This is a genomic window from Planococcus chinensis, from assembly GCF_020071995.1.
In the GTDB taxonomy this organism is placed as follows: Bacteria; Bacillota; Bacilli; order Bacillales_A; family Planococcaceae; genus Planococcus; species Planococcus chinensis_A.
The window spans coordinates 39,114-52,003 of sequence record NZ_JABWTK010000008.1; the positions used below are offsets into that span (position 1 = coordinate 39,114).

The 12,890-nt window shown below is 48.1% G+C and carries 11 protein-coding genes; 2 read left to right on the top strand and 9 right to left on the bottom strand.

What is annotated here, in order from left to right; genetic code table 11:
- Nucleotides 1–30: 30 nt before the first annotated feature.
- Genes HU147_RS13610 through HU147_RS13620 form a run of 3 tightly spaced genes read right to left on the bottom strand, consistent with a single transcriptional unit; the run spans nt 31 to nt 3,917 of the window.
- Complete coding sequence (locus tag HU147_RS13610) at nt 31–1,278, bottom strand: ribonuclease H-like domain-containing protein (RefSeq protein ID WP_224076765.1); 1,248 nt, start codon at nt 1,276–1,278, stop codon at nt 31–33.
- Between the two features lie 6 nt (nt 1,279–1,284).
- Entirely contained in the window at nt 1,285–3,555 is a 2,271-nt protein-coding gene (locus HU147_RS13615; protein WP_263427864.1) for a DEAD/DEAH box helicase, read from the bottom strand.
- Complete coding sequence (locus HU147_RS13620) at nt 3,552–3,917, bottom strand: YppE family protein (RefSeq protein ID WP_224076766.1); 366 nt, start codon at nt 3,915–3,917, stop codon at nt 3,552–3,554. Before HU147_RS13620 ends, HU147_RS13615 begins: the two co-directional genes overlap by 4 nt.
- Nucleotides 3,918–4,209: 292 nt before the next feature.
- Between HU147_RS13620 and recU the strand changes: the two genes are divergently transcribed.
- Complete coding sequence (gene recU, locus HU147_RS13625) at nt 4,210–4,806, top strand: Holliday junction resolvase RecU (RefSeq protein ID WP_224076767.1); 597 nt, start codon at nt 4,210–4,212, stop codon at nt 4,804–4,806.
- A gap of 33 nt (nt 4,807–4,839) precedes the next feature.
- Nucleotides 4,840–7,572: a PBP1A family penicillin-binding protein gene (locus tag HU147_RS13630; protein ID WP_224076768.1), complete on the top strand. Its 2,733-nt coding sequence runs from the start codon at nt 4,840–4,842 to the stop codon at nt 7,570–7,572.
- Nucleotides 7,573–7,767: 195 nt separating this feature from the next.
- On the opposite strand, the gene HU147_RS13635 is transcribed toward HU147_RS13630, so the two are convergent.
- The 6 genes from HU147_RS13635 to HU147_RS13660 all read right to left on the bottom strand — a co-directional run bounded on the left by HU147_RS13635 (nt 7,768) and on the right by HU147_RS13660 (nt 12,882).
- Complete coding sequence (locus tag HU147_RS13635; protein WP_224076769.1) at nt 7,768–8,085, bottom strand: YpoC family protein; 318 nt, start codon at nt 8,083–8,085, stop codon at nt 7,768–7,770.
- Nucleotides 8,066–8,746, bottom strand: coding sequence for an endonuclease III (nth, locus tag HU147_RS13640; RefSeq protein WP_224076770.1), 681 nt, complete (start codon nt 8,744–8,746; stop codon nt 8,066–8,068). Before nth ends, HU147_RS13635 begins: the two co-directional genes overlap by 20 nt.
- A 12-nt stretch (nt 8,747–8,758) precedes the next feature.
- On the bottom strand, nt 8,759–9,460 hold the full coding sequence (locus tag HU147_RS13645; protein WP_224076771.1) for a DnaD domain-containing protein: 702 nt from the start codon (nt 9,458–9,460) through the stop codon (nt 8,759–8,761).
- Nucleotides 9,461–9,892: 432 nt separating this feature from the next.
- Entirely contained in the window at nt 9,893–11,188 is a 1,296-nt protein-coding gene (asnS, locus tag HU147_RS13650) for an asparagine--tRNA ligase (RefSeq protein ID WP_224076772.1), read from the bottom strand.
- Nucleotides 11,189–11,213: 25 nt separating this feature from the next.
- On the bottom strand, nt 11,214–12,404 hold the full coding sequence (locus HU147_RS13655; RefSeq protein WP_263427865.1) for a pyridoxal phosphate-dependent aminotransferase: 1,191 nt from the start codon (nt 12,402–12,404) through the stop codon (nt 11,214–11,216).
- 13 nt (nt 12,405–12,417) lie between these two features.
- The gene (locus tag HU147_RS13660; RefSeq protein ID WP_224076773.1) at nt 12,418–12,882 is read right to left on the bottom strand and encodes a cell wall elongation regulator TseB-like domain-containing protein; all 465 of its coding nucleotides are present in this window, start codon (nt 12,880–12,882) and stop codon (nt 12,418–12,420) included.
- Nucleotides 12,883–12,890 lie beyond the last annotated feature (8 nt).

Consider the following 12,890-nt stretch of genomic DNA (forward strand, 5'->3'; position numbering starts at 1 on the left):
CAATTATAGCATATGGCACAATTTTCGTGTTTAGTTCTTGGCAACTTGGGCGTGTTTTTTCTGCTTTTTTTCATCCAGGCGGAACAGCCGCTTTTGAATATCCAGCACAAGGGACGCGCGGACTTTTGTGTGTTCGCTCGCTTGTTTTGCAAAACCCGCCATTGTGATGGCTTTGTCCAAATCGCCGAGCTGGTGTTCATATAATTTGGCCGCATGGATCCAGGCCTCGACTTCCACCGAGCCGCGTAAATGCGGCGCTGCCTCTTTAAACAGCCGGACCGCTTCGTCGTACTGCCCGCTCCGTTTTTTCTGGATCGCCAAAAAATAGCGTGCCATGGCAGCGGAACTTCCCCGTTCTTGCGTAACGTGTTCCAAGTATGTGGCGCTTTGTTCAAACTGTTTTAAATCGGCATACCATTTCCCGATATTGGTGTACGCGCCGCTGGTCTCGGAAACCAAATCTTCCCGCAGCAAATCGGACGACAGGACGTACAGCGACACAAGCGACAAGATATCCAGCTCGTTATGGAACAGAACTTTTGCCAAACCATCGGGGTAGCCGCTTTTTACGGCATCAAGATAAATCGGCGGAATCAAATAGCCCGGCACATCGCCTTCACGGAAAAACCCCAATTTTTCCGCTTCGATTGTACTCAACTTCATCCGTTCCAATTCATTTTTCCAGATCCGTTTCGTCCCATGGAATAAGTCGATTTGAAGCGGCGTCGGCAATTTCGGCAGGACCTGGCGGTGCATCGTCCATCTGGACATCAATTGCGGCCAGTCAAAACTTTTTCCGTTATAAGAAAAGATGATCGGTTCCTCGTCCCGCCATAAGCCCGTTTCGTAAAGAAAAGCAGCTTCGTGGGAAGGATCCGGCATAATATATTGGGTCATTTCAAAATGATCGTCTTTCTGGACCAGCAAACCGATCAGGAAAATATAAGCTCCTGTTCCGCTCAGGCCGGTCGTCTCCGTATCAAAAAACACGATTGGAGTTCCCGGTTTCAGCTTAAACGGATGCTCAAAAGGCACTTGTTCCCAGGCCGACAGCACCCGTTCCAACTCGCCAAGTTTAACCTTGCCGTGCTGGTGCGTCAAAGGATAGCGGATTTTCTTTTCGTAGACAAAGCCGAATTTGTTTTCTTTCAGCTCAAGCCCAATATTGCCCCACTCTTTTTCAAAAAGCGGCCGTTCTGCCGCTTTTGGGGCCTGCTTTTTGGCCGGTTGTTTTTTCAGCATGCCTTTCATTTGCAATAATTTGCTCTCAAACGACATCGGCCCTCACTCCCCTCTGCGAAGCTCGTTCAACAGCTTGATGACGTGGCTCTTCATGCTGATGGCGGCGTCTTGTGCACCGATGCACGATGGACAGCCATCCAGGCATGGGCATTCTGAAATATGCTGCTGCGCTTTATCGAGCAGCGGCTGCCATAAATCATAGATCCGTTCACTGATGCCGATGCCGCCCGGATACGAATCATGGATGAAAAACGACGGCATATCGTTATGGGTCGATTTCACTTGCGGCACGACATGGACATCCCGGCGGTCGCATTGCACAAAAATCGGGATGAACGACTCGATGGCATAAGCCGCCCCGGTCATCGTGTCCGACAACTCCGAGTCGCTGAAGCCTTCCGGTTTGGTGAAACTGAGCCATGTCGAAGAAGTATGCAATTCTTCAGCAGGCAATGAAATCGGTCCGGAACCGATATTGTCATGTGAATCGAACCGGATTTTCTTGAAAATTGTCGGCATTGCCAGTACGGCAATATCGCCGTACTGGACGTCTGCTTCATGCAGTTTTTTCGTTTTGTCTTCGCTCATCACTTTCAGCTCGATCGCCAGGTTGGCGTCCGTAAAATAATCGACGTCCACTTCCCGGACATACGCCTTTTTCTCTTCCCAGTCCAATATCTCAACTTGGAACTGCGTGCCCTGATGCAAATAAATCGCTTCTTCGTGAAGTAAAGTCAATGCGCTGAAGCGGTCCATTTCGCCGATCACTCTCGTATCGGCCGGAACAGACTGGTCGATGATGACGACATTTTCCTGCGATGCTGACCGCAGTGAAATGTCATGCGCCGGGAAACGGTCGCTCATCCAGTGCCAGCGGTCTGAAGTCCGCACAAGCACGCCTTGCTCCTGCAAATATTCCAGCAATTCCTGTACGTCAAATTCGCCGTATTGATCGTCCGTCCGAAACGGCAATTCAAAGGAAGCGCATTTCAAATGGTCCATCAGGATGATGATGTTCTCCGGATGGATGCGCGCTTCTTCCGGCGACTGGTCAAGCAGATATTCAGGATGATTGATGATGTACTGGTCAAGCGCAGTCGATTGGGCGACATAGACGACCAGCGATTCATCCTGCCGCCTTCCTGCGCGTCCGGCCTGCTGCCAGGCGCTTGCGATATTCCCGGGATAGCCCGTCATGATGCAGGCCTGCAGCTGTCCGATGTCAACACCGAGTTCTAAGGCGTTGGTCGAGACGACGCATTTAATGGTTCCATCGCGCAGCCCTTTTTCAATGGCCCGCCGCTCCGTCGGCAAATAGCCGCCGCGGTAGCCTTTGATCGAGTCGTCCTGCAGTTTGGTTTTGGTGATGGCCTGCAAATACGTGACGAGCATTTCCACCCGCACCCGGCTTTTCGCAAAGACGATTGTCTGGATGCCTTGTTTGACAAGATGGGTCGCCAAATCCCGCACTTCAAGAACGGCGCTTCTGCGCACACCGAAAGTCGGATGGATAATCGGCGGATTGTAGAAGACGATATGCTTTTTGCCGGCCGGCGCACCGTTCCGGTCAATCAGCACATGCTCAGTGTTCGTCAAGTTCTCTGCCAGTTCTTTCGGATTGGCAATCGTTGCCGATGTACAAATAAAGACCGGATTGCTGCCGTAGAACTCGCAAATGCGTTTCAAGCGGCGGATTACATGGGCGACGTGCGTGCCGAAAACCCCTTTGTATGTGTGGAGCTCATCAATCACTATATAATGAAGATTCTCAAAAAGAGAGACCCATTTCGTGTGATGAGGCAAGATGGCGGAATGCAGCATATCAGGATTCGTCATGACAATCTGTCCGGCTTTTCTTACTTTCGTGCGGATGGACGGCGAGGTATCGCCGTCGTAGGTATAAGACAAAATATCCTGCTCGGTTTTTTCAATTAAATCGTGCAAGTCACTTTTCTGGTCCTGGGCAAGCGCTTTTGTCGGAAACAAATACAATGCCCGGGCACCCGGATCGTTCAATATTTTATGAAGAACCGGCAAGTGGTAGCAATACGATTTGCCGGAAGCGGTAGGCGTAACCGCTGTGAACGATTTGCCGTTTTCGGCAAGATCAAAAGCTTCCCGTTGGTGCGTATAAAGCTGTTCGATGCCTTTTTTGCGCAGGGCCGCTTTCAGGCTGTCATGCATGGCAGGAGGAAAATCAGCATAGGCTGCCGGCTTTTCTTTGATGGTATGCCAGTGTTCAATCCGCTCCATCATGTCGGGTTCGGTTTTCCACTCATTCAAGAGTTCAGGAAGTTTCTTTTTTCGGATCATGTTTCTTCGCTCTTTTCATCAATCGCCAGCATAAAGGTCTGCAGTGTATACTGCGCAGCCTGGATAGTCTGGATAAAGCGCTTTTTGCTCGTTTCTTTGTAGAAACTCTGCACAAAAAACTGGGCCATTCCTTCTGCCGCGTTATCGATCTGTGGTTTGTGTACATATTTCGGTCGTTCTTGCTGAATGTACAAAAGCGATTCTTTTTGCCATTCATTTATCTTTCCGTGCCAATAATCTGCGTATGGTTTTACCTCTTTATAAAAATCCGGAACCGCATCGCGCTCACGCATATCGTAAAAACGGTCCAGGCATTTTCCGCATTCGTCATATAATACGGAAGAGAGTTCTCTTACTGTCATATAGCGTCCCTCCATTGCCATAAGTTTATCATATAAGCGAAAACCGTACGAATATTACTGCATGATACCGGTTCCAGCAAGTCTGGGTCCAATGCGCTTTCCGTCAAAAGCAGGCTCCCGCTTCTTATTTGTCTGGCAATGGAAAAGAACGGCCTTCTGTCGAACAGATATTCATTTCAGTTGGCATAAGTTTGTGAATCGGCTATCATTAGACTAGCAAATTTGAAACTTTTTAACTTATTCATCGTCTAAGTGCTTGTGATATGATAAGGTAAGCGAGGTGTATCACAAAATGGCAATTAATTATCCAAATGGCAAAAAGTTTGTTCCTCCAAAAGAAAAACCGGTAAAAGCGAAAAAAAAGGATTTTTCATTCAGCAACCGGGGCAAAACGCTTGAGGATGAATTGAACGAAACCAACGATTATTATCTGCAATTGGGTCTTGCAGTTATCCACAAAAAACCCGTCCCCGTCCAGATTGTTAAAGTCGAGTATCCATCCAGAAGCGCGGCCGTCATACGGGAAGCCTATTTCCGTGCTCCGTCCACAACGGATTACAACGGCGTCTGGAACGGCAGATATGTCGATTTTGAAGCGAAAGAGACAGAAAACAAAACGTCTTTTCCTTTGAAAAATATACATGACCACCAAATCCACCATATGTCCCAAGTGGTGAAGCATCAGGGATTGGCATTTTTAATTATCCGTTTTTCTTCGCTTGAGCGTTATTTCATTATGCGTTTTGAAGCGTTGGAAGTATTTTGGAACCGGATGATCACCGGTGGCAGGAAATCTATTTCCCTAGAGGAAATCGAAGATACAGCAGTCGAAATCATGCCCGGAGCCTTTCCGCGCATCGATTACTTGCCTGTACTGCAAAATCTGTAAAAGAAAGCATTTTTAGAAAGTGAGGAACCGATTGTGAGCGAAAAACCCCTTTCACGCGAACAGCGTAGAAAAGCAATCGAACAACAGAAGAAAGCAAGCAAAAAACAAACCCCGAAAAATCCGAAGAAAGCGGCGGGCGGCAGCTGGTTCAAACGTATATTAATGGCTGTCGTAGCGATAGGCGTATTTGTCCTGCTATGCGGGGTCGGCTTATTCGCGTTTTACGCAAGCAGCGCCCCTGAACTTGACGAGGAATTGCTGCGCGACCCGATCAGCCCAACTTTTATCGCAGCTGACGGCGAAACGGAAATTCCTTATATAACGGCTGAAAACCGGACGCATGTGGAATATGAAGATATTCCGAAGGCAATGGAAGATGCCATTCTTGCCACAGAAGACAACCGCTTCTACGAACACTCCGGAATTGACGTGATCCGCCTCGGCGGCGCCGTCATCGCAAACATCACCGGCGGCTTCGGTTCACAGGGTGCAAGTACCATCACCCAGCAAGTGATCAAAAACTCTTTCCTGTCCAATGACAAAACCCTGAAACGGAAAGCCCAGGAAGCTTATCTTGCTTTCAAGCTGGAACGAGCTTATTCAAAAGAAGAAATCTTTGAAATGTATTTCAATAAAATATTGATGTCCGGCAATACTTACGGGTTCGGAACAGCTGCTGAAACGTTCTACGGCAAGCCGGTCAGCGAACTCGAATTGCCTGAAGCAGCATTGCTTGCAGGGATGCCGCAAAGCCCGAACGGCTATAACCCGTTCAAAAATCCGGAACGCGCTGAAAAAAGACGCAATGTAGTTTTAAGCTTGATGGAACAGCACGGTAAAATTACAACTGCTGAAAAAGAACAAGCCCAAGCGGCCTCTGTTACAGAAACGCTGGTCCCTGAAAACCAGCGTGCAGCAACTGTCGATAACGGCGAATACACAGCGTTCATGGAAATGGTTGAAGACGAATTGGATTCCCTTGAAGGCGATTATGCATTGGATGATGGCTTGACCATCTACACGACGCTTGACCCGTCTGTCCAAAAAACAGTAAACGAAACCATGTCGTCTGATATGTTCTTCGATGACAAAGTACAGTCTGCCTTGACTGTCGTTGATACAAAAACAGGTGCCATCCGAGCAATCGGAGCCGGCCGTGATTACAGCGGAGATGTCCGCATCAATTATGCGACAGCTAAAGACCGTGCAGTCGGTTCTACTATCAAACCGTTAATCGACTACGGCCCAGCTATTGAATACCTGGACTGGTCTACAGGCGAAACCGTAGTGGACGAGCCTTATTCTTACGAAAGCGGCCAGCAAATCCGCAACGTGGATGGTGATTTCCTTGGAACGATGACTATCCGGGAAGCCTTGTACCGCTCACGCAACATCCCGGCAGTTAAAACGCTTCAGGAAGTCGGAACTGACAATGCGGCTGAGTTTACAAAAAAAATCGGCCTTAATCTCGAAAACGTTTATGAATCCACTGCTTTGAGTGCAGATAATATTTCAACAGTCGAAATGGCCGGTGCATTTGCCGCATTCGGCAATGGCGGTGTCTATACAAAACCGCATACCATTACGAAAATCGTTTTCCGCGACGGCACTACTGAACAAGTGGTGAAACCGGAATCGGTTCCCGCAATGAAAGACAGCACGGCCTATATGGTTACGGATATGCTGAGAGATGTAGTCGATCCGAATCTTCGCGGTTCAACCGGCAAGGAAGCAGCGATTAGCGGCTTGGATCTTGCAGGTAAAACCGGGACATCCAACTATACGGAAAAAGAATTGAACGATTATGGCCTGGATACTTCTTCTGCACCGGATATCTGGTTTGCAGGCTATTCGCCTAAATACTCAATTTCCGTCTGGAGCGGTTACCCGACAAGAAAAGTCGGCATCGACACAGCATCAGATGAACGCCTGATTTCCCAGCGCATCTTTAAAGAAGTCATGCTCGGGATTTCAAGCAACTCCGGCCAATTCGAAAAACCCGATTCTGTCGTTGAACTTCAAGTCGAAGCAGGAAGTTCACCGCTTAAACTGGCAAGCGCTTATACGCCTTACAGCTTAAGAAGAACTGAATTATTCGTCCGGGGCTCAGAACCGAACCAAGTTTCGCAACGATATGTCAAGGAAGACCTGGATACGCCATCCGGCTTGCGAGCTAGTGTCGATGGCAATACAGTCAACTTGTCATGGAATTACGATGACACGGACGGCGTTGCCTTTAGAGTGACTGTTGAAGTCGACGGCAACCGCTCGACCCTTGATACAACGAGCAGCCAGAGCTTTTCGTACAGCGGGCTTGAAGAAGGCAAAACCTATACCTTCAGGGTAACGGCTGTCAGCAATAATGATGCCAGTGACCCTGCTTCGGTCAGAGTCTCCATTGCTGCTCCTGAAGAACCGGAAGAAGAACCGGCTGAGGAACCAGAAGAAGAGCCTGCTGAACCGGAAGAGCCAGTTGAAGAACCGGCTGAAGAAGAGCCAATCGAACCGGAAGAACCGGCTGAAGACGAAGAACAGCCAGAACAGCCGGCCGATGACGAAGGCGATGGTGGAAACGAAGGAAATGGCAATGAAGGAAATGGAAATGGTAATGGCAACGAAAATGGTAATGGCAATGGCAACGAAGGGGGCGGAAATGGTAATGGAAATGGCGAAGGCGGCGAAACTCCTCCTGCTGATGGCGGTGAAGGCGACGCTAACCCAGCTTCCGTACCACCTGCTGACGAAACCGAACAACCACAACCATAAAACACAAAAAGCGCAACTGCTTCTCTGCAGTTGCGCTTTTTCATTTTCAGGTGAGTTGCTCGAAAACAGTCCAAAGTTGCCTGTATGTTTAAGAAAGTTGCTCGTATATTTAAGAAAGTTGACCGTAAATTGCCGACAGTTGCTCGTATTCGTAAACAGCTAAAAAGCCGGAGGCCTGCAACAGGCTTCCGGCTTTTACTGTTCATTTCTTTTTAATTGGATCCGTTTGGAAGCGATCCCTTTTTTCATCTCGGAAAACAGTTCATCCAACTGGCGGAAAGCCGCAAAATTGGCGGGACGCTGTTCAATAAACGACAAGCGTTCCGGGCCGTTCAAAGGAATAATTTCAAAATCACAATGTGCTAATAATTGCTTATATAATCGTATTCCGTTCAACATTTCCTGCTGGCCTGTCCGGCTGCGGTTTTGAAATGAGGGTTCGATCGATTCTTTCAGGCTGTCCCAGTCATTGAAAAAAGGTTCAACAGCTTCTTTAGTTAACTTCCGTGACAATTTCACGCTTGACCAACCCTTTTTTATCCCGCTTTTTGCCTTCTCGGCAGCGGTCAAATAGCGGACAAATGTGGCAGCCGGGGTTTTGTGCTTTGCAATGGTACCGGCCGAAGAAAATAATTTGGTGATGGGTTTTCGACCAGTTTTCTGCCGGCGTCTTTTTCATGATCGTTTCTTCCACTTGCAGCGGCGAGTCTTTCCAGCCATTCATCCCTAGGCGTTTCGCAACGCGTTCAACATGGGTATCCACAGCAAGCGCCGGTATGCCGAAAGCGACAGATACAACCACATTGGCGGTTTTGCGGCCGACTCCCGGAAGCGTCATCAGCAAATCGCGGTCTGCCGGAACGGTGCTGCCATATTGCTCAATCAAGATCCGGCTGAGTGCCTGAATGTTTTTCGCTTTATTTCGGAATAAGCCAATCGAGCGGATATCCTGCTGCAGTTCTTCGAGCGGTACGGAAATATAGTCTTCCGGCGTATGGTATTTTTCGAAAAGCGTCGCTGTGACTTTATTGACCAGTTTATCGGTGCACTGGGCTGAAAGCAAAGTAGCGATCAGCAAATCAAACGGATTGCGGTGAACTAATTCACAATGCGCATCCGGAAACATATTATCCATTTCTTCCAAGCATAATTGCCATTCTTTTTTGGACATCATAAGGGTCACCTTCTAATTCCGGTCCTCCAGCCAATTGTAGAATTGCACTTTTTTCGCATTGCTTGCTGTCGGCTGAAGCTGGATATTTTTCTCTCTGAACGAAGTGGCATGGCGCGATACTTCTGTTGATGTTTTAATGTTTTTCTTTTTCCATTCAAACAAGATGCGGTCTACGTAACGCAGGCTGATTTTCTGTGAAATTACAGCTTCTTTCAACGCCATCCGGATGATGGCCGGTGTATGGCCGTCTTGGTCCATCCACATTGAAATGGTTTCGATTTCCATCGGCGATAAAAAGCGGCCGAATTCCTGTTCGAACAGCTGAAAAACTTCGCCTTCCAACGCTTTTTGGGAGTTTTCTTTTTCCGCGTGCTGCTCCTTGTAGACGCAGTCCAATAAACGATCCCAGAGCGGTTGCAGGGAAATCTTTTCGGTCAAAATTTCGTTTTCCTTTTCTTGCTCAATGGCCAGATAGCCTTGCTGCATCAATTTTTGCAGCATCGTTGTTACACTTTTTTGCGTCGTCATCATGCGGGAACCGATTTCATCCGGTGTCGGAAACGGGTTGCCCGCCTGCTGGAACGCCTGCACATGCATAATCAGCATGGCTTCTTCATCTGTTATTTTCAACTCTTTATAAAAGCGAAAAAAGAGCTGGGAAATGTGAACATTCCCCTGCTCGATCCAGGTTTGCAATCGATTCGGCTGTTTCATATCCCAACCACCTTTCTATTGTTAATTTCTTTAGTTGTCTAAAATCCAGTGTCTAGAAGTAAATAGGTGCTTTCGCTTTTCCTTATTGTAAAGCTATCTTGCATAAAACGCCAATCGGTTATACGGCTAAAAATCGCCGCTTAACCATTCGGTCAACCCCCTTATTGCTCCTGTCCCTGCATCGCTGCGCTAGCTTTGGGACATGAAAGAGGGTTGCAGCACTATGTGCTTCGTCGCAAAGATATGGACCAAATTGCTTTTGGTCCATATCTTGCCTGTCGAATCTAAACGGCCGCTTCCGCTTTTCTTGTCTAGCTGCAGCGCCTAGCCTCTCGAGGTCGCTTCAGACTGGTCTGCGATGGCAAAGAGCGCCATCACTGCCCAGTCTTCCAGCGCTTGTCGAGGCTGGGCAGGCGCTTCCGCTTTTCTTTGTTACGGATACAAACGGTTCAATAGGCGTGGGAATGGAATTGATTCTCTGACGTGTTCCGCTCCGCTGATCCAGGCAACGGTACGCTCGAGTCCAAGGCCGAATCCGGAATGCGGAACTGCTCCGTATTTGCTAAGCTCCAAATACCATGCGTATGCCTTTTCGTCCAGCCCATGTTCCTGAATGCGCTGCTTCATTAAATCGTAGTCGTGGATGCGTTCTGATCCGCCGATGATTTCCCCGTAGCCTTCCGGAGCAATCAAATCAGCGCATAATACTACGTCATCACGTTCCGGATGCGGCTGCATGTAGAACGGTTTGATGCCGATCGGGTAGTTTACGATGAAGACCGGCATGTCGTAGCTTTCTGCAATCGCCGTTTCATGCGGTGCTCCAAAATCTTCGCCCCATTTAATATCGTCAAAGCCGTTGTCGTTCAACCATTTGATGGCATCGTCATACGTAATGCGCGGGAATGGTGCTTTGATGTTTTCAAGTTTCGATGTATCGCGTCCAAGACGCTCCAATTCCAATTTGCAGTTTTTCAAGACAGATTGCACTAAGTGTGCCACAAATTGTTCTTGTACTTCCAAGCTTTCCGCGTGTTCTGTGAAAGCCATTTCCGGTTCGATCATCCAGAATTCGATCAAGTGGCGGCGTGTTTTCGATTTCTCAGCACGGAAAGTCGGGCCGAATGAAAATACTTTTCCTAGCGCCATTGCCGCTGCTTCCATGTACAGCTGGCCGGATTGAGACAGGTACGCATCTTCATCAAAATATTTGGTAGCGAAAAGTTCAGACGTGCCTTCAGGCGCAGAACCTGTCAAAATTGGCGGATCCACTTTGACGAATCCGTTGTCGTTGTAAAATTCATACGTTGCACGAATGATTTCATTGCGGATTTTCATGATGGCGTGCTGCTTGCGTGAACGCAGCCATAAATGCCGGTTGTCCATCAGGAATTCCGTGCCGTGTTCTTTTGGCGTAATCGGGTAATCTTTCGCTTCGTGGATGACTTCAATTCCTGTAACAGCCAATTCATAGCCGAAAGAAGAACGTGAGTCTTCTTTCACTTCGCCGGTAACATAAAGCGAAGTTTCCTGCGTCAATGATTTGGCAGTGGCAAATAACTCGTCGCCCACTTCGGCTTTTACGACAACCGCCTGTACAAAGCCGGATCCGTCACGCAATTGCAGGAAAGCAATTTTCCCGCTTGAGCGCTTGTTGGAAACCCAAGCGCCTAATTTAACTGTTTGTCCATTATATTGAGCCATTTCGGCAATAGTAATCTTTTTCATCATAGCCTCCAGAGTTATAGTTCAGTCAGTCTTTCCATTTTGACGATACAAATTGATGGATCCGTTCAACCGCTTCCGTCAGCGCTTCAAGGGAAGTCGCATAGGACAAGCGGATGGTGTCATGGGCGCCGAAACCGGAACCCGGGATGACCGCCACATTCGCTTCTGTCAGAAGGCCCGCAACAAAATCATCAACTGATGCAAAACCGCATTTTTGTGCCGTTTCGGAAACATCCGGCAATAAGTAGAATGCGCCTTGCGGGCGGATCACTTTAAATCCAGGAATTGCTTCCAGTTTCGGGAAAATGGCTTCCAAACGGCTCTCAAAAGCGGAGCGCATCTCTTCCACTGTATCCTGTGGTCCATTATACGCTTCAATGGCCGCATACTGGGAAGTTGTGGTCGGGTTGGAGGTCGAATGGCTGGCAAGATCCGTCATCGCTTTAATCAGCTCGGCATCTCCCGCCGCATAACCGATGCGCCATCCGGTCATCGAATGGGATTTCGATACGCCGTTGATGATGATGGTCCGGTTTTTCGCATCCTCCGACAATTCCGCAATCGACGTATGCGTCGTTTCTCCGTAAATCAGCTTTTCGTAGATTTCATCCGACACAATCAGAATGTCGTGCTCGCGGCAAACTTCTGCAAGCTGCGCAAGTTCTTCTTTTGAATAAATCATTCCCGTCGGGTTGCTCGGGGAGTTGATAATGACGGCTTTTGTACGGTCTGTGATAGCTTCTCTCAGCTGTTCAGCAGAAATCTTATAGGATTGGCTGGCTGTAGCTTCTATGTATACAGGAACACCCTGCGCCAGTTTTACCTGCTCCGGATAGCTGACCCAATAAGGGATCGGAATAATGACTTCGTCGCCTTCATTCAACAAAACCTGGAACAATGTGTAAAGCACATGCTTTGCACCGATTCCGACCATAATCTCTTTCTGGCTGTAAGTCAATTTCTGGTCGCGCTGCAGTTTGTTGATGATTGCTTCTTTTAATGCAGGCAGTCCGCCGGCAGGCGTATACTTGGTTTTCCCGTCCAGCATGGACTGGTAAGCCGCTTGAAGAATATTCTCCGGTGTGTTGTAGTCGGGTTCACCAGCACCAAGTCCGATAATGTCCACGCCTTTAGCTTTCAATTCATTGGCTTTGGCTGTAATGGCCAATGTTGTGGACGGTGTTAATGTTTGTACGCGATTTGCTAAGTTAATCAATGCTTCCACCCTTTCACAAATTCGAGATCTGTTTCCATGTCGTGCCGTCTTCTGCTTTGATATAAACATAATTCAATTTGTCATTGGAATCGATAAAAGCTACTTCCCATACCGGACCGGCGCTTTCCATTCCGAGGCGGGTATGGAGAATGTCTTTGACTTCTTTTTCCATCAAGGCTTTTTCCCGGGCTTGCTTGGCTGTTACTGCCCCATCAAGCGGGACAGCTTTCAGCTCTCCCTTTCCCTCTGGAACAAAAACTGCTTGCAATGCCCCTTTTTTATCTGTCCCGATGACCGTAACGGTTGTTTGTTTATTGGCATAAATATAGGATTGCTGGACATCCGCCAGCAACTCTTCGTTTTTCGCCCGGTCGATTGCCGCTTTTTCCAGGTCGGAATAAGGTTTGTTGCCGGTGAAAATAACGATGATCATGATGGAAACCGCAAGAAATGAAAGAAAGCCTAATATAAATGTCACCCATTGTT